The organism is Corynebacterium poyangense (genome assembly GCF_014522205.1).
GTDB classification, from domain to species: domain Bacteria; phylum Actinomycetota; class Actinomycetes; order Mycobacteriales; family Mycobacteriaceae; genus Corynebacterium; species Corynebacterium poyangense.
Genome location: NZ_CP046884.1, coordinates 1,762,726 through 1,789,630, shown reverse-complemented (window position 1 = coordinate 1,789,630; position 26,905 = coordinate 1,762,726). Strand labels below are relative to the sequence as shown.

At 53.1% G+C, this 26,905-nt stretch carries 26 protein-coding genes; 19 read left to right on the top strand and 7 right to left on the bottom strand.

The window, feature by feature from the left end:
- Position 1 precedes the first annotated feature (1 nt).
- Positions 2–2,116 carry a 4-alpha-glucanotransferase gene (malQ, locus tag GP475_RS08380; RefSeq protein ID WP_187973960.1) on the bottom strand — a complete coding sequence of 705 codons (2,115 nt, stop codon included), beginning with the start codon at positions 2,114–2,116 and terminating at the stop codon, positions 2–4.
- 224 nt (positions 2,117–2,340) lie between these two features.
- On the opposite strand from malQ, the gene GP475_RS08375 reads away from it, so the two are divergent.
- From GP475_RS08375 to GP475_RS08335, 9 genes are all read left to right on the top strand, one after another.
- The gene (locus tag GP475_RS08375) at positions 2,341–4,110 is read left to right on the top strand and encodes an AMP-dependent synthetase/ligase (protein ID WP_187975871.1); all 1,770 of its coding nucleotides are present in this window, start codon (positions 2,341–2,343) and stop codon (positions 4,108–4,110) included.
- Positions 4,111–4,280: 170 nt separating this feature from the next.
- A complete protein-coding gene (locus GP475_RS08370; RefSeq protein WP_187973959.1) occupies positions 4,281–4,973 on the top strand; it encodes a hypothetical protein in 693 nt (230 codons plus the stop codon).
- A gap of 3 nt (positions 4,974–4,976) precedes the next feature.
- Positions 4,977–6,140: a radical SAM family heme chaperone HemW gene (gene hemW, locus GP475_RS08365; RefSeq protein ID WP_187973958.1), complete on the top strand. Its 1,164-nt coding sequence runs from the start codon at positions 4,977–4,979 to the stop codon at positions 6,138–6,140.
- Positions 6,141–6,205: 65 nt separating this feature from the next.
- Complete coding sequence (gene hrcA, locus GP475_RS08360; protein ID WP_187973957.1) at positions 6,206–7,234, top strand: heat-inducible transcriptional repressor HrcA; 1,029 nt, start codon at positions 6,206–6,208, stop codon at positions 7,232–7,234.
- Positions 7,235–7,329: 95 nt separating this feature from the next.
- Entirely contained in the window at positions 7,330–8,478 is a 1,149-nt protein-coding gene (gene dnaJ / locus GP475_RS08355; RefSeq protein ID WP_187973956.1) for a molecular chaperone DnaJ, read from the top strand.
- Positions 8,475–9,230 (top strand): 16S rRNA (uracil(1498)-N(3))-methyltransferase, encoded by a 756-nt coding sequence (locus GP475_RS08350; RefSeq protein WP_187973955.1) that lies wholly within the window; start codon positions 8,475–8,477, stop codon positions 9,228–9,230. The genes dnaJ and GP475_RS08350 overlap by 4 nt, the downstream gene beginning before the upstream one ends.
- A gap of 89 nt (positions 9,231–9,319) precedes the next feature.
- On the top strand, positions 9,320–10,312 hold the full coding sequence (locus GP475_RS08345; protein ID WP_187975870.1) for a PhoH family protein: 993 nt from the start codon (positions 9,320–9,322) through the stop codon (positions 10,310–10,312).
- Between the two features lie 2 nt (positions 10,313–10,314).
- Positions 10,315–10,881: an rRNA maturation RNase YbeY gene (gene ybeY / locus GP475_RS08340; RefSeq protein ID WP_187973954.1), complete on the top strand. Its 567-nt coding sequence runs from the start codon at positions 10,315–10,317 to the stop codon at positions 10,879–10,881.
- Between the two features lie 5 nt (positions 10,882–10,886).
- Complete coding sequence (locus tag GP475_RS08335) at positions 10,887–12,209, top strand: hemolysin family protein (RefSeq protein WP_262485157.1); 1,323 nt, start codon at positions 10,887–10,889, stop codon at positions 12,207–12,209.
- A 16-nt stretch (positions 12,210–12,225) separates the two neighbouring features.
- On the opposite strand, the gene GP475_RS08330 is transcribed toward GP475_RS08335, so the two are convergent.
- Positions 12,226–12,825, bottom strand: coding sequence for a hypothetical protein (locus GP475_RS08330; RefSeq protein ID WP_187973953.1), 600 nt, complete (start codon positions 12,823–12,825; stop codon positions 12,226–12,228).
- A gap of 96 nt (positions 12,826–12,921) precedes the next feature.
- On the opposite strand from GP475_RS08330, the gene era reads away from it, so the two are divergent.
- Genes era through GP475_RS08310 form a run of 4 tightly spaced genes read left to right on the top strand, consistent with a single transcriptional unit; the run spans position 12,922 to position 16,461 of the window.
- Positions 12,922–13,860 (top strand): GTPase Era, encoded by a 939-nt coding sequence (era, locus tag GP475_RS08325; protein WP_224400731.1) that lies wholly within the window; start codon positions 12,922–12,924, stop codon positions 13,858–13,860.
- 1 nt (position 13,861) lies between these two features.
- Positions 13,862–14,602, top strand: coding sequence for a DNA repair protein RecO (recO, locus tag GP475_RS08320; RefSeq protein ID WP_187973952.1), 741 nt, complete (start codon positions 13,862–13,864; stop codon positions 14,600–14,602).
- Positions 14,603–14,620: 18 nt separating this feature from the next.
- Positions 14,621–15,355 carry an isoprenyl transferase gene (locus tag GP475_RS08315; RefSeq protein WP_187973951.1) on the top strand — a complete coding sequence of 245 codons (735 nt, stop codon included), beginning with the start codon at positions 14,621–14,623 and terminating at the stop codon, positions 15,353–15,355.
- Positions 15,352–16,461, top strand: a complete 1,110-nt coding sequence (locus GP475_RS08310) for a VIT1/CCC1 transporter family protein (RefSeq protein WP_394367378.1) — start codon at positions 15,352–15,354, stop codon at positions 16,459–16,461. Before GP475_RS08315 ends, GP475_RS08310 begins: the two co-directional genes overlap by 4 nt.
- On the opposite strand, the gene GP475_RS08305 is transcribed toward GP475_RS08310, so the two are convergent.
- Together GP475_RS08305 and GP475_RS08300 are read right to left on the bottom strand one after the other, a co-directional pair.
- Complete coding sequence (locus GP475_RS08305) at positions 16,435–16,872, bottom strand: Fur family transcriptional regulator (protein ID WP_187975867.1); 438 nt, start codon at positions 16,870–16,872, stop codon at positions 16,435–16,437. The two genes, GP475_RS08310 and GP475_RS08305, sit on opposite strands and share 27 nt — an antisense overlap.
- Before the next feature lie 87 nt (positions 16,873–16,959).
- A complete protein-coding gene (locus tag GP475_RS08300) occupies positions 16,960–17,499 on the bottom strand; it encodes an ArsR/SmtB family transcription factor (protein WP_224400732.1) in 540 nt (179 codons plus the stop codon).
- Between the two features lie 287 nt (positions 17,500–17,786).
- On the opposite strand from GP475_RS08300, the gene GP475_RS08295 reads away from it, so the two are divergent.
- From GP475_RS08295 to GP475_RS08285, 3 genes are read left to right on the top strand one after another with little or no spacing between them, the layout of a single operon-like run.
- Complete coding sequence (locus GP475_RS08295) at positions 17,787–19,172, top strand: glycine--tRNA ligase (protein WP_187973949.1); 1,386 nt, start codon at positions 17,787–17,789, stop codon at positions 19,170–19,172.
- Positions 19,173–19,175: 3 nt separating this feature from the next.
- Positions 19,176–19,706 (top strand): hypothetical protein, encoded by a 531-nt coding sequence (locus GP475_RS08290; protein WP_187973948.1) that lies wholly within the window; start codon positions 19,176–19,178, stop codon positions 19,704–19,706.
- Positions 19,707–19,737: 31 nt separating this feature from the next.
- On the top strand, positions 19,738–20,190 hold the full coding sequence (locus tag GP475_RS08285; RefSeq protein ID WP_187973947.1) for a hypothetical protein: 453 nt from the start codon (positions 19,738–19,740) through the stop codon (positions 20,188–20,190).
- On the opposite strand, the gene GP475_RS08280 is transcribed toward GP475_RS08285, so the two are convergent.
- The gene (locus GP475_RS08280) at positions 20,187–22,220 is read right to left on the bottom strand and encodes a TPM domain-containing protein (RefSeq protein WP_187973946.1); all 2,034 of its coding nucleotides are present in this window, start codon (positions 22,218–22,220) and stop codon (positions 20,187–20,189) included. The two genes, GP475_RS08285 and GP475_RS08280, sit on opposite strands and share 4 nt — an antisense overlap.
- A gap of 62 nt (positions 22,221–22,282) precedes the next feature.
- On the opposite strand from GP475_RS08280, the gene GP475_RS08275 reads away from it, so the two are divergent.
- Entirely contained in the window at positions 22,283–22,999 is a 717-nt protein-coding gene (locus GP475_RS08275; RefSeq protein WP_187973945.1) for a YdcF family protein, read from the top strand.
- 12 nt (positions 23,000–23,011) lie between these two features.
- Complete coding sequence (locus GP475_RS08270; protein ID WP_187973944.1) at positions 23,012–24,289, top strand: deoxyguanosinetriphosphate triphosphohydrolase; 1,278 nt, start codon at positions 23,012–23,014, stop codon at positions 24,287–24,289.
- Positions 24,290–24,298: 9 nt separating this feature from the next.
- Here GP475_RS08270 and GP475_RS08265 read toward each other — a convergent pair whose 3' ends face one another.
- On the bottom strand, positions 24,299–24,568 hold the full coding sequence (locus GP475_RS08265) for a hypothetical protein (protein ID WP_262485156.1): 270 nt from the start codon (positions 24,566–24,568) through the stop codon (positions 24,299–24,301).
- Positions 24,531–24,956, bottom strand: a complete 426-nt coding sequence (locus GP475_RS08260; RefSeq protein ID WP_187973943.1) for a ribonuclease domain-containing protein — start codon at positions 24,954–24,956, stop codon at positions 24,531–24,533. Before GP475_RS08260 ends, GP475_RS08265 begins: the two co-directional genes overlap by 38 nt.
- A gap of 47 nt (positions 24,957–25,003) precedes the next feature.
- Between GP475_RS08260 and dnaG the strand changes: the two genes are divergently transcribed.
- The gene (gene dnaG / locus GP475_RS08255) at positions 25,004–26,905 is read left to right on the top strand and encodes a DNA primase (protein ID WP_187973942.1); all 1,902 of its coding nucleotides are present in this window, start codon (positions 25,004–25,006) and stop codon (positions 26,903–26,905) included.

Here is a 26,905-nt window from a genome sequence, read left to right as displayed (position 1 = left end):
TTTATCGGCGTGCTGCTTCGGCAACGTGCGAAACCATGGGGAGCTTAAGGAGTTCCTCAATAAGAACTGGAGTGCCAGAGCCATCACATAAGGGAACACACCAGTTGGGATAGTCCTCGCGGGTTGTGCCAGGCTGATTTTGAGAGCGCACATCGCCTACTAAGTCCACCAACGAGGTGCAGGTAAGCAGTGCTGGGCTCTGAGAGATGAAACGGTGCAACCCAATAAGCTGATCCTCAATGCTTCCACGGTCATCGCGGGCCTGCCCCTGAAAAGTAACTCCCTCTAAGGCGGTGTCGTGGAAACAACCGGCGGCTGCCGCGGTATCCAGGATCTTATTTTGCCAGGCGCATTCAGCGGCATCCTCAGTGGCAGCATCGTCATCCAATAACCCTAGGCGCTCTCGAAGGGCAATATGGCTTCCATTCAATTGTCCAGCGCAAGGCGGCATATCATGGGTGGTCACCGATGCTAGACATAATTGTCGATAATGCTCAGCCGGTTTGGGTTGGTCTCCTTCAGACTCAAACCACAACACGGAGGTTCCTAAAATCCCCCGGGCAGACAGAACATCTTGAACCCATGGTTCAAAAGTGCCCAGATCTTCACCCACCACTACCGCCTGGGCTCGGTGCGCCTCCAGCGCTAAAATGCCCACCAAAGCCTCATAGTCATAGTGAACATAGGTGCCTCGCGCCGGGGGTTGCATCCGCGGCATCCAGAACAACCGGAAAAGCCCTAAAATATGGTCAATTCTCAAGCCTCCAGCATGGTGCAAAGCGGAGCGTAGGAGATCTCGCCAGGGTCGATAGCCATCTTCTGCCAAACGAATTGGATTCCACGGTGGTTGGGACCAATCCTGCCCACGGGTGTTATACGGGTCTGGGGGAGCACCCACGGAAGCCTGTGGGGCGAGAACATCCGCTAAATTATGGGCATCGGCTCCGCCGGGATGAACTCCCACGGCTAAATCTGCCATGATGCCAATGCTCATTCCTGCTGCTAGTGCGCGTTGTTGGGCAGCCTCCCATTGTTCATCGCAGAGGAATTGCAGCCACATATAAAAATCCGCGACGTCTGAGCTATCGGGTGTTCTTGCGTGTTGGCCTGAATAATCAAGGCGCGTGAGTTCTTCTTGTGCACACCAGTGAGCGAAGTCAACTAAACCTTGGCCTTCGTGTTGACAGAACTCCGCATAGGCGCGTTGGCGATCATCGCTTCGTGGTTGGGCATAGAGTTCCCTTAACACCTGGAGTTTGATTTCAAAAATAGGGTTGCGGTGAATAACCTCCGCTGAGGTGTTGGTGTCTTTTAAGGGTTGAGCTAACTGCTGAATTTCAGCTTTCAGCTCGTCATCAGCAGCCTGGTATTCCGGAAGATCTTCGACATGAAGATAAATGGGGTTGATGAAACGGCGCGTCGTGGGCAGATAGGGAGAATCCTCTATCGGAGGGAAAGGCTCTCCGGCATGCATCGGGTTAATCAGGATAAAGTCAGCAAAATCCGCCACGGTTTCCGCTAGTAGGCCAAGATCATGGAAGTCCCCTATTCCCCAGGAGGTGCGTGAACGCGTTGAGTAAAGTTGGGCCATGACCCCGGTGCGTCGCTCCTTTGACACCTCTAGTGACTCTGGAGTGATGATGAGACTGCATCGTGCTCCGTCTGCCGGTGCTTCCGAGTGAAGGATTAATTCATGCCAGCCTAGCGGCAGGTCATCGGGAAGATAAAAACTAGCTTCTCCCCAGGTGATGTCACCGACTTGGACTGGAGGGTTCCAATTTTCACCCTGATGAGCATGACGAGTAGACCCGTCTTCGAGACGGATTTCCACCTCGGCTGGGGCACCGTCGGGAACATGGACAATGATTTCAGGGGTGTGGCCTTCTATGCTCACCACACACGGGGGGAGTGGGCGAGAGGCCTGGTGATTGCGCTGATCTTGAAGGGCTTGGCGGAGGGCAGGTTCGGAGAGGTCACCCACATTGACCCCCATGGCCTGAAGTAATAGGCCTAGGGTCTCTGCCGGAGCGTGAACCTTGTCACCGGTATTGGACCAGTATTCCGTGGCAATACCGTAAGCAGAGGACAGTTCCTGAAGAAGTTCCTGGTGCGTCACGGTCACCAATTGTGCCATTGCAGCTGAGATGATGTGCAGCTGCCTCCACCTTTTAAGGAAGAAAATCCACGGACGTCAAAATATTTTGTAGTGAAATATACACTAAGACGTGTACCGTAGGCAGGCGAAACCTTTTCGTTATAGTCCAGGAGATCCCTACCGTGCAGGAAAATAGCACTCCCGCCACCTTTGAAATCCGCGAAGGTGAAACCCCGCTGACTGCCATGTTAGATTCGGCCAGGGCCAGGCCTTATGGCATTTTATTCACTCGTCCTAAAAATTATGAGTGGGTTAATGTCACCGCGGATGAATTTGTCCGAGAGGTATATGACGTTGCGAAGGGCTTTATTGCCGCTGGGATTCAACAAGGAGATCGGGTCGCGCTGTGCTCCGCTACCCGTTACGAGTGGTCGGTCCTTGATTTTGCTATTTGGGCTGCAGGTGGAGTGGTAGTACCTATATACCCATCGTCCTCGATGAGTCAGATGGAGTGGATTATCGAGAACTCCCAGGCTGTTTTTGCCGTGACTGAAACCCAGGAACACACGGCACTAATGCGGCATCTGGTATTAGAGGAGAACGGCAAGCCGGCTTTACAAGGTTCTGATTCACAGCTTCGCCGGATTGTAGAAATCAATTCTTCCGCTCTTCACACCTTAAAATTTGAAGGCCGGCCTATTGCCGATAGTGAAGTAGAGGCTCGAATCACAGCGACGAAAACCGATGATCTGGCCAGTTTGGTGTACACCTCCGGCACCACGGGACGACCCAAAGGGTGTGAGCTAACCCATCGAAATTGGCTGAGTCAAATTCGGGCTCTGCTTACTCACCCTATTGGGGCCATAGCTGTCCCCGGCACGCGGGTGCTGACCTTCTTGCCGCTTGCTCACGTTTTAGCGCGCGCAGTTTCTCTTGCCACCACAATCGGGGGGTGCACTCAATCCCACTGGTCAGATACGTCCATGTTGGTGGAACAGTTCCAGCGTTTCCGACCGCACCTGATCTTAGGAGTTCCGCGCGTCTTTGAAAAGGTTCGCAATGGGGCGGCAGCGAAGGCTATGGAAGGGGGGCCGGTGAACGCGGTGGCGTTCCAGCGAGCAGAAAAAACGGCTATCGAGTATTCCATGGCATTAGATACTGACGAAGGTCCGTCTCGCCTTCTTAAGGCTCGCCACGCCCTGTATGACAAGATTGTCTATGGCAAGATCCGCGAAGTCACTGGGGGTGCGGTGCGGTATTGCATCACCGGTGGATCCTCAATGAGCCATGAGATTATGCACTTCTTCCGCGGACTGGGTATCCCCATCTATGAAGGCTATGGCTTAACGGAATCCTGCGCTGCGGCATGTGTGGATTTCGAAAACCAAGTTATCGGTTCGGTCGGCACTCCCACCCCCGGTTATTCGGTGCGGATTAACGATGAAGGGGAAATACTTCTTCGCGGTGATGCCATGTTCCGCGGATACTGGCGCAATCAGGAAGAAAGTGAAGCTGCTTTTGACGCCGACGGATGGTATAACACCGGTGATCTGGGTGAATTGTTGGACTCCGGGCACCTGGTGATTACGGGGCGTAAAAAAGACCTCATCGTTACTGCTGGGGGGAAGAATGTTTCTCCTGGACCGTTGGAAGATATTCTGCGTGCACATCCGCTGATTAGCCAGGCCATGGTTGTCGGAGACGGTAAACCCTTCATCGGGGTGCTTGTCACCCTCGAAGAAGATGCCCTAACGAGGTGGAAACTGGACCGCCATATCCCGACGAATCGTGGAATCAAGGACTTGGCTACTGATCCAACATTGCGGGCTGAGATTCAAGACGCTATCAATAGCGCTAACCAGACAGTTTCACACGCGGAGGCGATTAAGAAATTCTATATCTTGGATCGCGATCTCACCGAAGAGGAAAATGAGATTACTCCCACGATGAAGATCAAACGAAACGTGGTGGTGCGTCGCTATAAAGACGCTATTGACCACATTTATGGTCGCTAAAAGACCAGGCTGAGAAATAGGTGAGTTTCTTTTTAACGACACTCCGGCGTCATAGTGCGGTATGGCGCCGGTTTTCGCGTAGTGTCACCAGTTGTCACCGAAAAGTCTCAATCATTGGTTGAGGTTACCTAGTATGGGTTTCCCGGGAGAATCGGAAGGAGTAGCCTTAGATGCCGACCATCGCTGCTGAGCTCCGACACCGGGAACTCACCCAAGAACTCTACGATATTGGCGATGAAGTAGCTGGTTACCTGGAAAACCTCAGCGAGGCGCTCCATGATTGGGACGCCGAGTTAGTGGCAGATTGTTTAGCTGAGCTAGAAGAAATCAGCTCTGACGCTATTCGAGATTCCCGGTTATATTCTGTTGAATTGGCGGGGTTGCGTCGAGCGCTTACTTCCGGACGAAAACGCGGCGTGCTGTCAGTTCGTGATTATCGCCCTCACGTTTCTGCTCCCGAATTTTTCCACGCGGCTGAGCTGGAAGATCGTTTCCCTTTGCGCAGCTCCCCGTTGAGTGTCCATGATTTGGCTTCCACTTTAGAGGCTCGCACCTCCACGGCTGTGTCCACAGTGCAGCAGTACGTTGAGTTTTGCTTGGATCAAACCGCCTATGGAATTGAGGATCTGGGAGCGGTTGATTTGCCCCGGTTGTACCGTCGCATAGAGCGAGAGGTTCGTGCGGTAGCGTGTGCCTGGTTAACCACGGTGGCTGAAGCTCACCCCGGATACACTCGGACAATGAGGGGACATCATCCCCCGGAGTTTCTTCATGAGCGGGCTCGAATAGCCGCGGTGGTGGATAAGATTAATGCCCGACGGCAACAAGGCGCCAAAGTTTCTGGCGGCAACTATGCTTCTTAAAATATGGTGACGCCCCAACCTACTGACCCCGGATTCGGCGTCTACATTCATGTTCCTTTTTGCGCCAGCCGCTGTGGTTATTGTGACTTCAACACCTACACCCCCGGTGAACTCGGCAGCTCTGCCAGCCCACACAGCTACTTGGAGGCCTTGGAACAAGAACTTGAGTTGGCTGCGGCGATGCCTGAAACACAACCCGCCGACACTATTTTCATCGGCGGAGGAACACCTTCTCTGCTTGGTGCGGAGGCTTTAGCAAGAATTATTTGCGTTATCGAGCGGACCTTCGGCATTACCCCCGGCGCGGAAATCACCACCGAATCCAACCCGGAGTCAACGTCACCGGAATTTTTTGAGAAACTCCTCGCCGCCGGCTTTACCCGGCTCTCCCTCGGAATGCAATCGACTGCACCTCACGTCTTGCGTGTGCTCCAGCGTCAGCACACCCCGGGCCGGGCCTTAGCCGCCGCCCGAGAAGCAAAAGCCGCCGGATTTTCTCACCTTAATTTGGATGTCATTTATGGCACCCCAGGAGAAACTGATCAGGATCTTGAACGCACTCTTTCTTACGCCCTGGGCACAGGAGTGGACCATATTTCTGCGTACTCACTCATTATTGAAGATGGTACGGCTATGGCCCGGAAAATCCGTTCCGGGGAACTGCCGGAACCGGATCCTGATGTCTTAGCAGAGCGCTATCAGATAATTGACACACTACTGAGCTCGGCAGGTTTGGAATGGTATGAGGTGTCGAACTGGGCGCTTCCCGGGGGAGAATGCCGCCATAATCTCATTTACTGGACTGACGGTCACTGGTGGGGTGCAGGACCTGGTGCGCATTCTCATCTCGGAAAGCGTCGTTTTGCCAATGTCAAGCACCCCGCGCGCTATGCCAGAGAACTGAGCGCCGGTTGTTTACCCATTGCCATGAATGAGACGTTAACTGCGGAAGAACAGCATATGGAAAAAATTATGTTGGGGTTGCGGTTGCGTCGCGGAATACCTCGAGACGCGCTCTCCCCAGCGGCATCGCCACTTGTGGAGGAGTTGTCTCAACAAGGCCTCATTGAGGTATCTGAGCGGCGAATAAGGGTAAGCGAAGCCGGCAGACTTTTAGCAGATGGAATAATAAGGGATTTACTTTTAGCTGAGGAAGAACAAGTTTGATCTATAAGGTGGCTTAGACTAGATAATGGTAGAAGCAGTAAGCGTTCAGGAGGTGCTCTGAGACTATGGCTGGAGAAACTGCCCGCCGGCGTCAGGAAGTCTTGCGAGCAATCGTTGCTGACTATATTGCTTCTCAGGAACCTGTGGGTTCTAAAGCCCTCCTAGAAAGGCACCACTTACCGGTGTCCTCGGCTACTATCCGCAATGACATGACGGTCCTGGAATCTGAGGGCTACATTGTTCAGGAACATGCTTCCTCGGGGCGGGTTCCCACCGAGAAAGGGTATCGACGCTTTGTTGATGACCTGCACGATATTAAGCCGCTGAGTAGAGCCGAACGTCATGCCATCATGACATTCCTCAACGACGGGGTGGATTTAGAAGACGTCCTACGACGAAGCGTGCAATTGCTGAGTCAACTAACTCGTCAGGCAGCTATTGTGCAGCTACCTACGCTCACTGTGTCTCGGGTGAAACACTGTGAGGTGGTTTCTCTCTCCCCGGTGCGATTATTACTAGTGCTGATTACCGACACTGGTCGGGTGGATCAGCGCAACGTCGAGCTTGATGCACCGCTTGACACCGAAGAGGTGCATCGAGTCCGCGATATGTTGAATTCAGCCTTGGTGGGTAAATCTCTCAATGATGCTTCAAGTTCCTTGGCGGATGTGGTAAACAACGCTCCGGAAGAATTACGGACTGCGCTTATTTCCGCCTGCACAGTGCTCATTGAGACCCTGGTGGAACAGCCTAGTGATCGGATCATTTTGGCGGGCGCTTCTAATCTCACTCGCGGCGCACGAAATTTGCCCTCCGGATTGCCCATGGTGATTCAGGCTCTAGAGGAACAAGTCGTGGTCTTGAAACTGCTCGCTAATGTTCGTGATCCAGGAGATGTTACCGTCCTTATCGGGGAGGAAAACAAAACTGAGCGTCTTCATGGGGCGTCGGTGGTGACCACTGCCTATGGTGCAGGCGATGCCGCATTAGGCGGAATGGGGGTAGTAGGCCCCACTTTTATGGACTACACGGGAACAATTGCCAAGGTGTCTGCTGTTGCCAGATATGTAAGCCAAGTACTTGCTGGGGAGTAGTTACCACTGGCACCACGCTGGCCGGTAAACTGTCTCGACGATTGTCTTAAGGCGCATCATTGTTGTGAATGCGAGGAAGGAAGTTTAGGCACACCGTGGCGCGTGACTATTACGGGATTCTTGGGGTAGAAAAATCTGCTACCGACCAAGAGATTAAGAAGGCCTACCGGAGGTTGGCGCGTAAATACCATCCAGACGTCAACCCCTCCGAAGAGGCAGCAGCAAAGTTCCGGGAAGCCACCGAGGCACATGAGGTGTTAACTGACCCGGAAAAACGGAGAATCGTCGATATGGGGGGAGACCCCCTGGACCACGGCGGTCGCGGAGCGCCAGGTGGCGCCGGCGGCTTCGGAGGCTTCGGCGGCGGTTTAGGCGATATATTCGAAGCCTTCTTCGGGGAGCAAACCGGAGGTTCTCGTGGTCCGCGTTCGCGCGTGCAGCCCGGAAACGACGCCTTGCTGCGCGAAAGCATCACGCTGGAAGACGCTTTTCGAGGCGTGCGCAAAGACATCATCGTAGACACCGCAGTGTTATGTGAGCATTGCGCCGGCACCGGTTCTGAGTCCCGCTCGAAACCAGTTACCTGTGACCAGTGCGGCGGCACCGGCGAAATTCGGGAAATGCAGCGCTCCTTCCTCGGCAACGTGATGACCACCCGCCCGTGTCCTAAATGCCAAGGTTACGGGGAAATTATCCCGGACCCGTGCACCCATTGCGGAGGTGCTGGCAGGGTGAAGCGACGTCGAAATCTGGTCTGCAATATTCCAGCCGGGATCCGTGATGGAATGCGGATTCGAATGGCTGGACAAGGCGAGGTGGGCCAAGGTGGAGGCCCTGCCGGAGATCTCTATGTGGAGGTTGCTATTCAACAGCATCCGGTGTTTAGCCGCGATGGTGATGATCTGCACATGACGGTTCGCGTTCCGATGGTGGATGCTGCATTAGGCACCGATGTTGAACTCGATGGGTTAGGGGGAGAAAGTATTACCTTAACCATTGATCCGGGTACCCAACCCGCAGAGCATATTCGCTTGCCTGAAGCCGGTATGCCGCATGTTCGGACCGGGGAGCGAGGGGACATGATCGCCACCATCGATGTTGTTGTTCCGAGAGATTTGGATCAAAAATCTCGGGAGCTGTTGACACAGGTGAGGGAGCACCGACGGGAAGCAACCGGAGTTAATAGCCTTGATGATGGGGAAGAGTCCCTCTTTTCGCGGTTGAGGAATAAATTCCGGCGATGACCCGTGCGACCTACGTGATTGAGGATCTAGCTGAGCAGCTGAGCCAACCTCACTCCCTGACTCTGCGCGGGGCAGAGGGGCGCCACGCGGTGACTGTCAAACGCGTTCAGCCTGGTGAGGAACTGCTGGTTATTTCTGGACAAGGAATCTGGGCAGAAGTATGCGTCGAACGTATCCTTGCTAAGGATCAAGCGTTGCTCCAGGTTCAGCGCCAAGGCGAGGTACGCCCACCACGGCCACAGGTTAGGGTGGTGCACGCCATCCCTAAATCGGAGCGAGCAGAACTAGCAGTAGATTTATCTACCCAAGCCGGTGCAGATGTGATTATTCCGTGGCAAGCCGAGCACTGTGTGGCGAAATGGGTGGGAGCGAAAAAAATCGAGCGTTCCCTTGAAAAATGGCAGCAAGCAGCAAAAGCGGCGGCAAAGCAGGCTCGACGCCGGATCATCCCCACCGTAACCGAGCCATGTGACACATCGGATTTGGTGCAGCTGATTCGGCAGATACAAGATCAAGGTGGTCAAGCCTTTTTGCTGGATGGAGAGGCTGACTCCCGACTCATTGATGAAGATTTTGATCTCGATGAGGTGATCATCATTATCGGGCCGGAAGGTGGAATCAGCCCACGAGAACAGGAACAACTTCAGGACGCCGGGGCAAAGACGGTCCGACTAGGCCCGGAGGTCTTAAGAACTGCCAGCGCAGGAATGGTTGCTCTTGCTGCCATCGGATCTCGCAGTCAGCGCTGGTAAAGTGACCCGCAACAAGTACTACCGAGTTGGAAAGCAGGCGCGTTAGCTTCGTGACTGACACTAAACAGCAGCGTTCCCCGCGACGGCGGATGGATGTGGTGACCCGGATGGTGGATGTCGGGGAGGACACCGCACCCGAGGTAGCTGGCGTCCATGATGCTCACCTGAAGATCATCGCTGAGTTCACCGGAGTCGATTGTCGAGCCCGAGGTAATCAAGTAGTTGTGCGTGGGCCAAGCGCCCAGGTGGCTCATGCTGTTCGGGCACTGAAAGAATTGGCTGGTCTTGCTCAGCGCCGGCACGTTTTGAGCCCAGATACCGTGCGGAGCACCTTGAATTTGGTGGCCAGCGAAAAACCGAAATCAGTGCAAGAAACCTTGGGAGAAGAGATTATTGCCCGGAGAGGCAAAATCATTCGCCCTAAAAGCGCTGGCCAAAAAGACTATGTATCGGCGATTGATGACTACACCATCGTGTTTGGGGTGGGCCCCGCTGGCACCGGGAAAACCTATTTGGCTATGGCAAAGGCTGTGCAGGCCTTAAAAGCGAAGGAAGTGTCTCGGATTATTCTGACTCGCCCTGCTGTAGAAGCCGGTGAGAAACTGGGGTTTTTACCGGGGAGTCTTAATGAGAAGATTGACCCCTATCTGCGTCCGCTCCATGACGCTTTGCGGGACATGGTGGAACCAGAAGTTATCCCTCGGCTCATGGAGTCAGGGATTATCGAGGTAGCACCCTTAGCGTATATGCGCGGGCGCACCCTGAATGATGCTTTTGTGATTCTTGATGAAGCCCAAAATACTACTCCCGCGCAGATGAAGATGTTTTTAACGCGTTTGGGTTTTGGCTCCACAATGGTGGTCACCGGCGACATCACTCAGGTAGATCTTCCGCGTGGTCAGTTATCTGGACTGCGAGTGGCACGTCGCATCTTGGGCTCAGTTGAAGGGATTTACTTTGCTGAATTAGGCAGTGAAGACGTAGTCCGTCACAACCTGGTAAGCCGCATTATTGATGCCTATGACCAGCATGACCGTCACGAAGCAGAGCGCGAGCTAGCTGCAGGAAGAGAGCACGCCTGAAGATGAGTATTGAGGTTTTTAATGAATCCGGTGAAGCCAGCGTCAACGAGGAAATGCTGGTGGATGTGTTGAGTTATGCTCTTCATCGGCTCGACGTCCATCCTGATGCTGAAGCTAGCATCCATATCGTTGACCTGGAAACCATCGCTGATTTACACCTGCGGTGGTTAGACCTCGAAGGGCCGACCGATGTGATGAGCTTCCCGATGGATGAGCTCAGCCCCGGGTTTAGCTCGGGTGGTCGGCCTGATTCTCCGGATCTTGGTCCTGCGATGCTGGGTGATATTGTGCTTTGCCCGGCTTTTGCGCTGAATCAGGCGAAAGCCGCTGGCCATGACCTGGGGCATGAGCTTGCCCTCTTAACAGTTCACGGATGCCTTCACCTATTGGGTTATGACCACGCCACCCCAACCGAAGAACGAGAAATGTTTGCTCTTCAGAATGAGATTTTGGCTGATTGGTATGAAGACTTAGCGGAACGTGGAGTGGAGTATCAGCCAAAACCTTCCGGTGCTGCGGCGTTTCCTAGTGCAGCCCAGCGTGATGATTCTTCGATGGAGAGTGAATAGCAACAGTGAGTTATCCCATAGCGGTACTCATTTTGGTGACCTTATCGGCCCTGGCCCTCGCCGGGTTGGTGGGAACCTTGGAATCCGCGGTGTCGTCTATCTCCCGAGCTCGAGTAGAACAACTCTTTAAAGATGAGCGCCGCGGTGCAGCAACGTTATTGAGAGTGATTGATGATCGCGCTGTTCATATTAACCTCCTGGTTCTCATCCGAACCCTGTTTGATGCCACCGCCGCCATTTTCGCCGCCGCAGTAGCTACCAAAATATGGGGAAATTCCGGGTGGTCTATCGTTGCCGCTATTGTCCTCGTCGGCTTGGTCTCCTTCGCCGTTATTGGCGTTTTTGCTCGAACGCTCGGCCGAAAAAATCCCTACACCATTTGTTTAGCTTCGGCACTGGTGTTGCAGGTGATGGCGAGGATCTTTGGGCCTATTGCCAGACTCCTGATTCGGGTGGGCAATATTCTTGCCCCGGGGCCAGGTTTTCGGGATGGGCCCTATGCCACGGAAGTGGAATTGCGGGAAATGGTAGACATCGCCCAAGAACATGGCGTCGTCGAAGTAGAGGAACGACGCATGATCCAAAACGTGTTTGACCTTGCCTCGACCACCGCCCGGATGGTGATGGTGCCGCGCCCGGAGATGATCTGGATTGAAGCAGATAAAACCGCTGGCCAAGCCACTTCTTTATGTGTTCGCTCGGGGCATTCTCGGATTCCGGTGATAGGTGATAACACCGATGACGTCGTGGGCGTGGTGTATCTCAAGGATTTGGTGCAACGCACCTATCATCTTAGCGATGGGGGACGGTCAGTTATTGTTGCCGAGGTGATGCGTAGCCCGGTGTTTGTGCCGGATTCTAAACCGCTCGATGCGTTATTGCATGAGATGCAAAAAGCGCGAAATCATATTGCTGTTTTGGTTGATGAATATGGCGCGATATCTGGGTTGGTAACAATGGAGGACATCTTAGAAGAGATTGTTGGTGAAATCTCGGATGAGTATGACACTCGTGAACTAGCTCCAGTGGAGAAGATAGGCCAGCGGTCGTGGCGTTGTGTGGCCCGATTGAGCTTGGATGATCTTCAAGAAGCCATCAGTGAAGACGCCGGTGACGAGATTGAATTTAGCGAAGATACCTTAGACCAGGTCGATACAGTTGCGGGTTTACTGGCCTACTCCATGGGGCGGGTGCCGCTTCCCGGCTCCACAGTGGAAACAGAGGGATTAAAACTCACCGCGGAAGGGGCAACTGATCGACGTGGACGCCTCAGAATTCATACTGTTGTCGTGGAGCTTGTAACCCCGGCGAGGGAAGAAGAAGCCTAGAACCTCGGCGTAACCTCTAGCCTGTTGCTGCTAACACGGTGGTGAGAAGGACACTTTCTTTCTTGAGCTGTTGCATATCAACAGCTAGCCCGATCCCTAACGCTAAGAGGTGCGTGGAATCATCCAACCCTTCCCGGAAACTCAAAATATAGTCCGCACTCCCGAACAAGGCTTTCTTCAGACCCGTCCACTGCTTCGACATAGTCATGATGGTGCACTGGGGATCGGAAAAGTCAGTGCTTAGAATAAATTCCCGCTCGCTGAGGTTACCCTGCACCACATAGTCTTGGGAGTCAGTATGCACATTCAGCTGTTTCTTTCTCAGGCGCGGTGCATTCTTGAGGAGCGCTAAACGCCGTCCGGAGGGATCTTTGACCTCGAGGGTGTCGCGGAAAAAATCGGGGGGATCAACAACGTGAAGAACATCTGTGTGTGTGGTTTCCTCGGAAACAATGATGTGTCGATTCCCCATCATCATTTGCTTGGCTTTGCTTTCACCAGAACGGATACGTCCCACAATTTCACCATCAGTAGAGCTAATGCACACTTCGTTTTTCTTGAAACCGTTAGGTCGATGAATAACCAATGTGCGATGCTGGGAAAGAGCGTGAGTCATAACGGCTATTGTGCCATGACTAAGATCAGTTGAGGAGGTGTTTCCCGCGATTGAGCGGGATTCACAGTATTCCTCTATTGTTTTGGCAACACCTTTGTGGGAAGTAGGAAAAAGATCAGCACTTTTAGCGACACCCCGGACGGATTCCGTTCTGGATTTATCAGTTTCGTTGGACGCCCTAACACCGGTAAATCAACTCTCACCAATGCCTTGGTGGGGCAGAAAATTGCGATTACCGCTAACCAGCCGGAAACCACCCGTCACCCGATTCGGGGGCTGGTTCACCGTGAGAATGCTCAGATCATTGTGGTAGACACGCCTGGGCTGCATCGTCCCAGAACTTTGTTGGGTGAACGGCTCAACGACATGGTGAAAGACACCTATGCTGATGTTGACGTCATTGGGATCTGTATTCCGGCAGACGAAAAAATAGGGCCAGGGGATCGCTGGATTATTGATGCGGTGAAAAGAGTAGCCCCGCGCACCCCGTTGTTGGGAATAGTTACCAAAATAGATAAGGTTTCTCGTGATCACGTAGCCGAACAACTCGTGAACGTTCATGAGTTTCTAGGGGGAGACATTGACGTGGTTCCGGTGTCGGCAAGCTCGGGGGAACAAATTGACGTGCTCGTGGACGTCATTACTACCTTGCTTCCTGAAGGCCCGCGCTTTTACCCCGAAGACCACGTCACCGATGAAGATACTATGACGCGGCTAGCGGAAATTATCCGTGAAGCAGCACTCACCGGGCTCAGAGAAGAGCTTCCTCATTCTGTGGCAGTGGAAATTGATGAAATTCTTCCTCACCCAGAGCGGGAAGGAGTCCAGAACGTTCATGCCGTGATCTACGTGGAACGCCCTGGTCAACGCAAGATTTTGGCTGGGCCGGATAATCGACGCCTGCGTCGAATCGTGTACCAAGCCCGGCCAGAGATCATGGACATTCTCGGGAGCAATGTTTATCTAGATCTGCGGATCAAAGTGCTCAAGAATTGGCAATCAGACCCTAAATCCCTTGGTCGCTTAGGTTTTTAAGGTGGCCCGCCGCGGTAGTTACCGAGATCAAGCCGTGGTTATCCGCAGCTATGATTTCGCTGAAGCAGACCGGGTGGTCGTGCTGCTCACTCAGCACCATGGAGTGGTTCGGTCAGTGGCTCGAGGGGTACGTCGGGCAAAATCTCGATTTGGCTCTCGGGTTCAGCCCTTCGTGGAACTTGATGTTCTCCTTTATCCGGGAAAGAATTTAGCAACACTAAGCGGTGCAGATACCGTTCGATACTTTGGGTCAGGGATTATTGAGGACTATCAACGTTATACGGCGGCCTGTGCGATGCTGGAAATCGCCGAAAGTCTCGCCCATGCCGATCCTGATCCAGAACTCTATTCCTCAGTCACCCGTGCCTTGACTAGCATTCAGCACAGCCCAGAGCCGGTGTTGGATTTGGATATCTTTATCCTCCACGTGATGAAAATTTCAGGCTGGTCACCGAGTTTGTTTTATTGTGCCCAGTGCAATGCCCCGGGACCGCACCGATCCTTTCATCCGCTCTCCGGCGGTGCAGTGTGTCAGTACTGCCGTCCTCCCGGATCCTTTAATATCGATCCGGAGGTTTTGCACCTGATGTGGTTGCTCCAAGAAGGCCACCGCGATGTGGTCCTCGAGACAGTCCGAGAGCATCCAGAATACCTGCTCAGCATCCATAAGCTCAGCGCTGTCCACCTGCGCTGGCACCTTGAAACACGTCTTCCTAGCCTGGCTATTTTCGATGAGGCTTAGACATGGCACAATAGTTTCGTGACTGATTTGGTTCCCCCGAATATCCCGCGTGAGTTCATCCCGAACCATATTGCTCTAGTGATGGACGGCAACGGACGCTGGGCCCAAGAGCGTGGTTTGCCACGAACTGAGGGCCATAAGCGCGGCGAGGCAGTGTTAATGGAAGCCGTCGACGCCTGCCTGGCGCTCGGCGTATCCTACTTATCCGCCTATGCTTTTTCTACCGAAAACTGGCGCCGCTCTGCAGACGAGGTTCGATTCCTGATGGGATTTTCTCGTGATGTTTTGCGACGAGAACGCGATATATTGCACGACAAAGGGGTTCGGATACGGTGGGCCGGACGTCGCCCCCGATTATGGCGATCCGTGATTCGGGAGCTAGAGGAGGCGGAGCGTCTAACCGCGAATAATACTCGAATGACCTTAGCCATGTGCGTGAATTATGGCGGTCGGGCGGAAATTGTTGACGCGGCAAAATCTATTGCTCGCCAAGTTGCGGCGGGAGAGCTTAGGCCAGATCAGATCTCAGAGAAGAACTTTTCTCAATGGCTCGACGAACCGGATATGCCTGATGTTGATCTCTTTCTGCGGCCAAGCGGGGAAAAGCGGATTTCTAATTTCTTACTGTGGCAATCCGCTTATGCTGAGATGATTTATCAAGATAAACTTTTCCCCGATGTCCGGGCCGAGGATATCTTTAGCGCTGTTGAGGAGTATGCGCGACGTGATCGACGTTTTGGGGGCACTCGATGAATGACAACATGACCGACCAGCATGATGCATCTATCCCGTCGCGGCGGCAAATTGCCAGGTGGAGACGTTATTTGGCCAATGAGCGGGCAGAAGCCGCGGTGTACCGAGAACTCGCTCACCGCAAAACTGGGGAAGAACGAGAAATCTTGTTAGCCCTGGCTCACTCCGAATCTCGTCACGAGCACTATTGGCGCACCAAGCTAGGCGACCATGTGGGAATGCCGCGACAGCCTGATTTATCGACCCGGTTCATGGGATTCCTCGCCCGCCGATTCGGTTCAGTCTTTGTGCTCGCCATGATGCAAAATGCAGAGTCGCGATCAGCCTATGTGGACGACGCCGATGCGTCACACCAAATAGCAGCAGACGAAAGAATCCATGCTGAAGTAGTGCGTGGCTTAGCTGCACGTGGCCGAGAACAGATGTCCGGGGCTTTCCGCGCTGCGGTTTTTGGAGCCAATGATGGTTTAGTTTCTAACCTGGCCCTCGTAATGGGTGTCATGGGATCCGGCGTGAGCAGCAACATCGTCTTGCTGACTGGCATTTCTGGGTTGCTATCCGGAGCCTTATCCATGGCTGCAGGGGAGTATATCTCAGTAAAGTCCCAAGAAGAGCTCCTTGAAGCTTCAGAACCGGATGAAGCCACCAGCGCCGTATTGCCAGAGTTAGATGTCGACGCCAATGAGCTGGCGTTGGTGTACCGGGCCCGAGGAATGAGCCAGGAAGAAGCCGAGGAACGAGCGCATAATGTGTTCCGAACGCTGATTAAAGATGGAGATCAGCGGCATTCAGATACTTTTGGTCGCGGTCAAGGCAACGCCATTGGGACGGGAGGCGCCTGGCAAGCAGCTATATCAAGCTTCTTCTGCTTCGCCAGTGGCGCATTGCTCCCAGTTCTGCCTTTCCTTTTCGGTTTGAGACTTGAAACTGCCGGAATAATTGCGTTGGTTCTAGTAGCCCTGGCACTATTATGCACCGGCGGTATTACCGGAATACTCTCCGGAAAACCTCCTCTCAGCAGGGCGTTTCGTCAACTCTTCATTGGTCTGGGTGCAGCTGCGGTCACCTGGGGTCTGGGACTAGTCTTTGGGCAAGTCGCTGGGTGAGCTACAGCTAGGGCATAGCCCATACACTTCAGCATCATGTCCGGTAAGGGTGTAGCCAAATTCCCGAGCAATGGATTTAGCCCATTTTTCTACCGGGCCACCAGCTATCTCCTCAGCTTTTCCGCACTTAGTACATACCAAATGGTGATGATGGGAGTCCGTCTCACAGCGTCGATACAGCGTCTCCCCGCCGGAAATATTAAGGACATCAACGGCATCAACCTCAGCCAAGGACTGCAAAGTCCGATAAACCGTGGTGAGTCCGACCTTCTTGTCACGCTTGAGTAGTTCTGAATAAATATCTTTTGCCGAACTAAACTTTTCTAAATCCTGCAGAACGTGAATAATGGCACTTCGTTGCCACGTATTCCTTGTTCCTAGTTTGGGAACATTATGTCCTAGAACTGGCACCGTCACTGACACCTCACAACAATCTCTATGGTTGGTTTAGTGCCAGTTTAGCTGGAACACCTCTTGTTGGAAATTAATTGAAAATTATCAACAGGGATCCATCGGCGAAAAGCCGGGAGTCGGCGCCGGGGAAGGGTCTGGGATAGTGTCGATTTCCGCCATTGGACGAACAATGGCCGCTGCTCCAAGCGCATGGTCACTACCTGAAGCGTCGGTATCCTTTTCGCTGCGTGTCGTCTCTTTTTCTGCCGCGATCTTTTTCTTCCTCAACGAGGCAAGATCATCATCACCATGGCGAGGCGCTTCTGCGGTCGTCGAACTAACCGGTGCGCTACTATGTGCTACCCAGGCAAGAAAATCCGGAATATCTGTTCGAATTAAGTGGTACACCACTTGTTTTCCATGGCGGGTCGGGGCAACAATTCCAGCTTCTTTCAGCACCCGCAGATGTTGGCTCACAAGGGGTTGACTTTGATCAAGAGCTTTCACAATCTGGTGAACATATAGGGGCTCTTGGGAAAGCATTAGGATAATTTGGGTGCGCAAGGGAGAGTTAAGCGCACCAATAATATATGCGACGCGCTTAAGGTCCTCTGGGCTTAGCGCGTGTTGAAAGTTATTGCTCACTGAATTAGACACCATTCCACTCTTGTGCAGAATCCGTTCAAAATTCTAGATGATTTAGGTCAATCCAATCCGCAGGGGGTTAAGAAGACTTTGCATTATAGGGTACTAAAAAGGAACGAATTTTAACACCTGCGGCTTCAACTAGGCTATACCACGAAGACCCCCGGGCGGTCGTTTAGAATGAAGTGTGCTTCCAAGCATCGTTGAGCTTTTCGGCTGATTCGTCGAAGAGTGTGAGAAAGCTTGATGTCCGATTCCAGTAGTTCATGAGGAGTTCGAAAAAGACTATGGCGAATAAATCCGTCATCGAAACCGTAGTTAATCTGTGTAAGCGCCGGGGTTTGGTGTATCCCGGTGGTGAGATCTACGGCGGTACCCGCTCCTCCTGGGATTACGGCCCCTTGGGGGTGGAGCTTAAAGAAAATATCAAGCGCCAGTGGTGGCGCCATATGGTGACTTCTCGTCCTGATGTGGTGGGGGTAGATACGTCGGTAATTTTGCCGCGCCAAGTGTGGGTATCATCCGGCCACGTAGAAGTCTTCACCGACCCCTTAGTGGAATCTCTCCATACCCACAAACGTTATCGTGCCGATCACCTCATTGAAGCCTATGAGGAAAAACACGGTCATCCGCCGGCAAACGGCTTAGCGGATATTCCTGATCCAGAAACAGGACAACCCGGAAAGTGGACCGAGCCTAAGGCTTTTTCCGGCCTGCTCAAAACCTTCCTAGGGCCGGTGGATGATGAAGAAGGTTTGCACTATCTTCGTCCGGAAACTGCTCAGGGTATCTTCGTCAACTTCAAGAATGTCCTGACTTCCTCTCGGATGAAACCGCCTTTCGGTATCGCAAATATCGGTAAATCTTTCCGCAACGAAATTACCCCTGGAAACTTCATTTTCCGCACTCGCGAATTTGAACAAATGGAGATGGAATTCTTCGTGAAGCCAGGGGAAGATGAGCAATGGCACCAGTACTGGATTGATAACCGCCTCCAGTGGTACATCGACTTGGGAATTAAGCCGGAAAATCTTCGCCTCTATGAGCACCCCAAGGAAAAACTATCGCACTACTCAAAACGTACCGTAGACGTGGAATATGCTTTTGGTTTCACCGGCTCCACCTGGGGAGAGCTGGAAGGCGTGGCAAACCGGACGGACTATGATCTTCGAGTCCATGCCGAAGGCTCCGGCGAAGATCTCAGTTATTTTGACCAAACTGAAAATGAGCGCTGGATTCCCTATGTCATTGAACCGGCTGCCGGCTTAGGCCGTGCCATGATGGCGTTTTTGGTTGACGCCTACCATGAAGATGAAGCTCCGAATGCGAAAGGCGGAGTAGATAAGCGGGTGGTTCTGAAGCTCGACTACCGTCTATCCCCGGTCAAGGTGGCAGTGCTACCTCTATCTAAGAAGCCAGAACTGATGGATGTAGCCCAAAATCTAGCGAATGAACTGCGCGGATTGTGGAATGTGGACTACGACATCTCTGGCGCTATTGGTCGGCGTTATCGCCGCCAAGATGAAATCGGGACTCCGTTTTGCGTGACCGTTGATTTCGACTCCTTGGAGGATAAAGCAGTCACGGTACGCGAACGCGACACCATGGCTCAAGAACGCGTGCCGCTTTCCGAGCTCAACACTTACCTGGCTCAGCGATTGATTGGGTGTTAGAAAGTGCATTACACCTCGTGGACTCGACGGACAGAGACTGGCGCTGATTTGCTTCGAGACAACGGTCCGGACATATTGGCGCACTTTGGGGTAGCTGAGCCAGACGGTGAAGCTCAGGTAGGCCAGGAGGTTTGGCGCCTTCATCAACAGGAAGAAGAAGGCGCATCAATTACTCGTCCTGGTGGGCAGCACTATCAACTTCAGGGAAACGTGAAGACCGCTCAGGAACTGCGCGCAGATCTTGATGGCGTTCAGGTACGACTGCTTAATGAGCAGCGCAATGATTGGATTATTGAAACCGTTGATGGGGAGAAATTTGCCCAATTCTCTGGAGGAAATAATGGTGTGCGGCGTGCCATTATGGAATTCGATCATGGTTATGATGACTACCTCGATGTTGACCGCAGTATCGCGCTGAGTTGGTTTGTTCGCCTGATCTTGGAATATCGTTTGGATAAGACCAGTAAAGCCATCATTGGTACAGTCCTGATTTTCGCAATCGTGGGCATCATAGCAATGCTATTGCTGTTGTGAGTCTGGGCTAAGAAGCGATTGGGCTTAGAGAATGCAAGAACGAGAAGGTAAATGGATATGGGTCGGAAACGATCTAATAGACCAGCAAGGCGGAGTAGTTGCTTCGGTGATTTCCGACGTCATTTACCTTGGCGAGGAGCGCCTACTTATTGAATCGAGCCCCGGGCCGTGGCATTTTCGGGCTCGGGCTACCTCAGGGGATGGTGAAGTCTTTACCCTGATTCAAAAGAGTTTGACGGTTTCCCAGTTGGTCGCTGATTGTGCTGGCCGAAAGTATCGCCTAGAACGAATCAGTGCTTGGCGGAAAGAGCGGCGCATCATCAACGAATCCGGTCAACTCTGCGCCCACGTCTGCCCCCGAGTATCGGGAAAAGTTGAAGTCAGCGATGCTCCAGAATACGACACTATGCCCTTAAAAGATGCGGTGTTTTTGACCTGGGGTTGCGTCTTGGTGGATTCACCGGTGCGCCGTCCGCGGATTTAAAAGCGACCACCGGCTGAACTTCCACCCCCGAAGCTACCGCCAAAACCGCCGCCTCCGAAGCCACCGCCAAATCCGCCGCCGAAGCCGCGGCCTCCGCCATTGAGCAAGCTATTGAGGACCATCCCCGCCACAAAAGCACCCGAGCTACCTTGACCAGAATTGTGGCGCCGGTAATCATCAATATCATTTTTTGCTGCCCGATATGCTTGAGACGCTTTATTTCCGGCTTGACGCCCATACTCAATGCTTTGACGGGTATCTTTCGTCCGCATCGTGTGGGCGGTAGCAAGAAGCCGCTGCGCTTCTGCGAGTGCAGTCCTCGCTTCTAAACTAACAATCCGCCCTCGGGTCGAAATAAGGTCCTCGGCGGCGCGGATATTCGATTGAGCGGTAGCGATTGTCCGGTCACAAAGCTCAACGAGGCGTTGCTGACTAGCATTGTGCTCTCGCACAGTATCTAGCGCCTCATCAAGGCGAGCATCTAAATCAGTCAGCGCGGTGTATGAACTTAGGGGGTCTTGCTCAGCGTTAGGGCGAATCCGCGCTACAGTGTTTTCCGCTTCGCTGATGAGGCTTTCCAAGCTGTCCCAATCGGCTGGCACACCCTGTTGTTTACCGGCGGCTTCAAGCTGCTGGGCTTCGGCGATCTCCGCTTCTATTTCGGCAAAGAGGCTGGACAAACCACTATGCGCGGCCTGAATATCGCGGTCTGCATTTTCAACCGCAGCAAGTTGTTGTTCGGCAACTTCTAAAGCATGTTCGGCGTCGCGGATCGTATCAACTAAGCCTTCTTGGTGGCCGGCAGGTTTATCCACATACTGACTAGCCTCATCAATTTTCTTCTCAGCCTGGGTGAGTGCCGCTTCGGCTGCTTCGGGATTATCGATAAGCGAGTGAATAACCGACTCCGGATACCGTGTCTTCAGGTGCGCTACGGCGGACTCAGCCGCGGGAATTCGAGCTCGAATATCGACGCTTTGTTGCCGTAGCTTCTCCACCTTGCTTGGAGCCTCAATCAACATGGTCCGCATCTGAGCGAAGGCATCAGCTTCTTTATCTAAAGCCTGATCAGCTTGCCCACAAGAAGAAATGATCTCCACGAGCATCGCACGTCGTTCTTCCTCAGTCTCCGGGATGGAATCATAGATTTTTTCCCTCAACTGGAACGCTTTTTGAAGGGTTAACGAGGAATGATTCAACGCACTATTAAAGGGTCTGGTGCGTTCTGGGCCAAACTCATCCTGCGCTAAGCGCAATTCTTCTTTAGCCCGGCGCACCGATTCATCGGTACTCACTAATTCTTCCTGAGCACGCTGCTCCAAAGTCGACAGGGGGAGCTGGCTAATAGTGCGCGTATCAGCCGGATCTATACCGCGGGCATCGGAGAGTAAATGAGCCTCATCTGTCCGACGTCGACGGCGCGACCATCCCCACAGTCCGGCACCCGCAGCGACCGCAGCTCCACCACCAGCACCCAACCACGCAAGAGAAGCACCTGATAATTCTCCAGAGTGGGTTGCTTCTTCAGCTGCCGCCTGGGCTGCCTCCGCCCAGTTTTCATCAACGAGGTACGGGTACGCAGCATCCCAGATTTTTTGCTCCGAACCGTGCGGCCAATTGCTCCCTACCCACACCGCACCATCGCGTTCCTTCGGGGCGATGGCGAGAATTCCGAGGTCTGAGCTGCGATTGATCTGTCCGGCCTGCTCAACCCACTCCTGCGCGCTTTTCCCATCGAGAGAAGACAGGAAAATCACATACAGGGGGCGCTGGGTGTCCTTAGCGACGGCACTGAGACGCTGGGAAAGTTCTTGTTTTTGATCTGGAGTGAGTACCCCCGCGTTGTCAGTAAGCGGTGAAGTTAGGCGCGCGGGGGCTTCAGCCATGATGATAGGTTGCCCAGTGCCCTGGATTTCCAAGGCGCTCGCTGTTGTAGGGCCTAATAGCACTGCACTCAGCGCACATAAACTAAAACTAAGACCCCACAGCGGCAGCAGAGTTGAAGAAAACCGGGAGAATAAAGCCGTCATGGGAACCAGGATAGTGCCTGCAGTAGACACCGCAGAACGACAAGTGTGGCAGACTCGACAAGGTGGCCGCAAAAAGATTACCTATTAGCCTCGGGGTGCTGAGTCTTATTCCGGCAGTTTTCGTGATGAATGCTGCCAGGGTTCTATGGCACTCGCGCTGTCGTTCCCATGCTCCAGAGGTTGATGCGGTCATTGTTCCGGGCACAGCTCAGTATGACGGAGTTCCGGGGCGGTATTTTGCGGCGAGACTTGATCACGCGGCCCAACGGGGATTGGATAACCCGCAACTTGAAATTTGGGTTATTGGTGGACAATTGCCGGGGGATCGGTTTAGTGAAGCTGAGGCAGGCGTCGAGCATATTCGGCGCAGCGGTGTTCCGCTCACGCGGCTGCGGCCCTGCCCGCATGGTTTTAATACCTTAGGGTCCTATCAACATCTGGTAGCTGAGCATCCTGACTTAAAAGAACAAAAACTGGCGGTTATTACTGATCCCCACCACAGTTTGCGAGCTTGTCTCCTGGCCCGCGAATGCGGTCTTAAGGTTGTTGCCGACCCTACTCCATACTGCCCAAGTACATTTCCCAATAAATCGTGGTTTCGTACGTTAATTCATGAGATCGGGGGAATGGTTGTGGTGGATTGCGCCAGAGTGTTTGGACGCTCCACTGCTCGGGTATGTGAGGACGCTTTACGACGCCTCGATGGTTGGCTGAGACCCTCTCACAAAACCCGCCACGCCCAATTAAAAGCTACTGGGAATAGCCGAGGCCAAGGCTAAAATACTAAGATTATGTACTCATATCAGCCCGGCGATGTTGAACGCCGTTTCGCCGAAGGGGCGAAAGGCAGTGCTTGGCCCGGTGCGGATGTTGAACGTCGGGGGACTTTTGCGCGGGATCGTGCTCGGGTGCTGCATTCCGGTGCACTGCGGAGATTAGCTGATAAAACCCAGGTCGTAGGGCCGCGCGACGGAGATAATCCCCGGACTCGCCTCACCCATTCCCTTGAGGTAGCTCAGATTGCCCGGAGTTTAGGTGCAGGTCTAGGCATGGATCCAGACCTCTGCGAATTAGCAGGTCTATGCCATGACATTGGGCATCCACCCTATGGTCACAATGGTGAAACAGCGCTTAATGAGGTAGCCGAAGACTGTGGTGGTTTTGAAGGCAACGCCCAAACGTTGAGGATCCTTGTTCGCCTGGAGCCAAAGGTGGTGGATCAGCATGGCGAATCTATGGGGTTAAACCTCTCACGGGCCGCATTAGATGCAGCATGTAAATATCCGGTGCTTAGGACTGCTCCTGATCTTTCGCTCCGCAAGAAATACGGATGTTATGACGAGGATCGATCAATCCTAGAGTGGATCCGAAAACCACTGGGAGGAAATGACAGCGGGCGTCGATCAATGGAAGCTCAGGTGATGGACTGGGCGGATGATATCGCCTACTCGGTGCACGATGTGGAGGACGGGATTGTTTCTGGGCGAGTCCATCTTGCTGTTCTTGAAGATCTAGTTGAACTTGCCGCACTAGCAGAAAAAGGGGCTCGGATTTTTGGCGGTAGGCCCGAGGAGTTAGTGGATGCAGCGGCTAATCTATGGGCGCTGCCGGTGGTCAGTGCAGCGGCACAGTTCGACGGCAGCTTAGGTGGTTTTGTCGCTCTGAAAAAGATGACTTCGGAATTGGTGGGACGATTTATCGGCGCGACGCTCTCCGCTACCCGGCACCGCTATCCCGAGGATTTAGGAAGGCACCGGGGGAATCTCATTATTCCCGACCAAGCCGCAGCTGAGGTTAAACTCCTGAAAACCATCGCGGTGCTGTACGTGATGGATGAACCTTCTCATCTGGGAAAGCAAGATCGCCAACGAGACCGGATCTTCCGGGTTTTTGACTACCTCATGGCCGGGGCCCCTGGCGCTTTAGACCCCATGTTCGCGCAATGGTGGAGGGCAGCGGAATCGGAGTCAGCTGCGCATCGAGTAGTCATTGACAACATTGCCTCCATGACAGAGTCCCGATTAGAAAGACTTGATCGGATTGCCGCTAAATATCTCAATATTATTTAGCCTCAGACGTTAGCGATGAAGCGTGATGTTGAGGTCCTCAAAAATTCTATGCAGAGCTTTTTCCTCGGATTCTTCTAAACACCAATGAGCACAAATAATTTGCTCTACCCGAAATTCTCTTAACAGGTCTGCAAGCCCGTCGAGGTTGCGGGGAGCCGGGCGCTGATCGTGGCAGAGGGCGTCGCCCACCGCTGAATAAAAGTCGCTACGGGTACAAACAGGAGAAGTAATCAATATCGGATTAATGGTTAGCATCGGGAATCTCGCAGAAAGACTCATAGTGATTATCAGTGTAATACCAGTGCTGAGGGGCAGTGGCCGGGTCACCGCCCGTAACAATGCGTCGAGCTCCACGATGGTTGACCCCAGGGGTAGAAACCGTGTACTCGCGGTAATAGTTCTTCGCTTGCTTCGGGAGATGACCCTCGTAATTGCCGAAGCGTACCCCATCATTATCCGGGTGCGGAAACGGACCCCCGCTGTGAACCTTGTTGACCGTGTCCTGAGCTTCCCGAGGTAAAGAAGCTAAAGGGCAGGTCGAGGAGTTGGTTGTGGGGTCAGGAGAGTCTTGGTGCAAGACATCAAAACCAATCCAACCGCCGGCAAGAGTAAGGATTGCTGCAGCTGCTGAAGCCAGCCCCAGGCGTGAAGAAGAGGGTCGAGTCATAGGGGGATTGTCCCACGGAAGGTACTTGGCGCGTTACAGTAGTGCCCATGGCCAAGGGAAGAATACCCGAGAGCGATATTCAAGAAATTCGCGAAAGAACTCTTATCGAGGAGATTGTGGGTGAATATGTGCAGCTCAAACCGGGTGGTGCAGACTCGCTGAAGGGGCTTTCCCCATTCAAGGAGGAACGAACCCCGTCTTTCCATGTGCGCCCTAATCATGGTTACTACCGGTGCTTTTCGACGAACCAGGGGGGAGATGTCTTTGACTTCTTGATGAAGATGGAGCATGTTTCTTTCCCGGAAGCGGTAGAAATGTGCGCCCAAAAAATTGGGTATCAGATCAATTACGAAGGTGGGAGTCCAGGGCGACGAGAAGAACCCGGAACTCGGCAACGCCTTATTGCAGCTAACCGTGCCGCTCATGAGTTTTATCAAGAACAATTGGAAACCCCCGAAGCCCACCTGGCGCGAGAATTTCTTATGGAGCGAGGGTTTTCCTCAGATCACGCGCACCAATTTCAGTGCGGCTATGCCCCTCAAGGTTGGGATACCTTATTAAAGCACCTGGTACGTAAAGGGTTTGAGCCTAAAGAACTCGAAGCAGCCGGATTAGTGCGGATGGGTAAACGTGGTCCCATTGACCAGTTTCATCGGCGTCTTTTGTGGCCTATTAAAAATCTCGCCGGCGACGTTATAGGTTTTGGGGCGCGAAAACTCTATGAGGATGACAAATTAGGGAAATACCTTAATACCCGAGAGACCTTGCTATATAAGAAATCTCACGTTCTTTTTGGCATTGATCTTGCGAAGAAGAATATCGCTGAGCAGCACCAAGCCGTGGTTGTTGAGGGGTATACCGATGTTATGGCAATGCACGCTGCGGGAGTAACTACCGCAGTTGCGGCCTGTGGCACGGCTTTTGGTGATGATCACTTACAAATTCTGCGACGCCTCATGCTCGATGACAATTTCTTCCGCGGGGAACTTATTTACACTTTTGATGGGGATGAAGCCGGTCAAAAGGCGGCAATGCGAGCTTTTGCTGGTGAGCAGAAATTTACCGGGCAGTCCTTTGTGGCAGTGGCGCCGGAAGGTATGGATCCGTGTGATCTTCGCTTGGCTAGAGGAAACGCCGCAGTTCGTGATCTGGTGGCTGACCGCCACCCGATGTTCGAATTCGTTATCCGCTCTATGCTGAAGGATTTTTCCCTCGATACCGTAGAAGGCCGCCTCCAAGCTCTTCGTCGCACTGTTCCCGTTGTCGCCGGAATTCGTGACCGCGCTTTGCGCAATGAATACGCGCGGATGCTTTCCGGATGGGTGGGGTGGTCCGATCCTCGAGAAGTTATACAGCAAGTCCAGCGAGAGTTGCGCAACCCCCAAGGGAAACAAGAATTAAAGAAAGCTGTCCGTCGACAGCCCGCCCCGGAATCGATGAAGCAATCACCGTCCGCGCATCTTCCTGTGCCAGACCCTAAAGAACCTCATTTGTGGCCGCAACGAGAAAGCCTAAAAGCTGCATTGCAATATCCGGAATCTGCGGGGACCTATTTTGATGGTATTTCGGAGAATGCTTTTAGCCATCCCACATATTGCGCTATTGCTCGGGCTATCGCAGCAGTGGGAGGGTGTGAAGGTGCACAGCAGGGCGTAAATTTTCCGGTGGCAGTGGCAAAAGAAGTGCAAGACCCTACCGCTCAAGAATTAATTAGTGAACTGGTGGTTGAGCCCATCCATGTCAGTAATTCCTCTCTTGAGGGATATATTGACTCTGTCTTGTGCCGACTTCAGGAGGTACAGGTGGGCAATCAGATAGCTGAGCTAAAGCTTCAATTGCAAAGAATGCGCCCGGGCGATGACCCCGACGCCTATAATTCAGCTTTCAGCGACATCATTGCCTTAGAACAGGCTCGGAGAAATCTCCATGACCGAGCTTTTGGCCGCTAA

Excerpts from the sequence above, each read along its gene's own strand:
- GP475_RS08370 (WP_187973959.1), top strand. The coding sequence starts at position 4,281 with ATGCCGACCATCGCTGCTGAGCTCCGACACCGGGAACTCACCCAAGAA.
- GP475_RS08265 (WP_262485156.1), bottom strand. The coding sequence starts at position 24,568 with ATGAGTCTTTCTGCGAGATTCCCGATGCTAACCATTAATCCGATATTG.
- GP475_RS08310 (WP_394367378.1), top strand. The coding sequence starts at position 15,352 with ATGAATGACAACATGACCGACCAGCATGATGCATCTATCCCGTCGCGG.
- GP475_RS08260 (WP_187973943.1), bottom strand. The coding sequence starts at position 24,956 with ATGACTCGACCCTCTTCTTCACGCCTGGGGCTGGCTTCAGCAGCTGCA.
- GP475_RS08280 (WP_187973946.1), bottom strand. The coding sequence starts at position 22,220 with ATGACGGCTTTATTCTCCCGGTTTTCTTCAACTCTGCTGCCGCTGTGG.
- ybeY (WP_187973954.1), top strand. The coding sequence starts at position 10,315 with ATGAGTATTGAGGTTTTTAATGAATCCGGTGAAGCCAGCGTCAACGAG.
- GP475_RS08350 (WP_187973955.1), top strand. The coding sequence starts at position 8,475 with ATGACCCGTGCGACCTACGTGATTGAGGATCTAGCTGAGCAGCTGAGC.
- GP475_RS08295 (WP_187973949.1), top strand. The coding sequence starts at position 17,787 with ATGGCGAATAAATCCGTCATCGAAACCGTAGTTAATCTGTGTAAGCGC.
- GP475_RS08345 (WP_187975870.1), top strand. The coding sequence starts at position 9,320 with ATGGATGTGGTGACCCGGATGGTGGATGTCGGGGAGGACACCGCACCC.
- dnaG (WP_187973942.1), top strand. The coding sequence starts at position 25,004 with ATGGCCAAGGGAAGAATACCCGAGAGCGATATTCAAGAAATTCGCGAA.
- GP475_RS08330 (WP_187973953.1), bottom strand. The coding sequence starts at position 12,825 with ATGACTCACGCTCTTTCCCAGCATCGCACATTGGTTATTCATCGACCT.
- GP475_RS08270 (WP_187973944.1), top strand. The coding sequence starts at position 23,012 with ATGTACTCATATCAGCCCGGCGATGTTGAACGCCGTTTCGCCGAAGGG.
- hrcA (WP_187973957.1), top strand. The coding sequence starts at position 6,206 with ATGGCTGGAGAAACTGCCCGCCGGCGTCAGGAAGTCTTGCGAGCAATC.
- hemW (WP_187973958.1), top strand. The coding sequence starts at position 4,977 with ATGGTGACGCCCCAACCTACTGACCCCGGATTCGGCGTCTACATTCAT.
- GP475_RS08375 (WP_187975871.1), top strand. The coding sequence starts at position 2,341 with ATGTTAGATTCGGCCAGGGCCAGGCCTTATGGCATTTTATTCACTCGT.
- GP475_RS08285 (WP_187973947.1), top strand. The coding sequence starts at position 19,738 with ATGCAAGAACGAGAAGGTAAATGGATATGGGTCGGAAACGATCTAATA.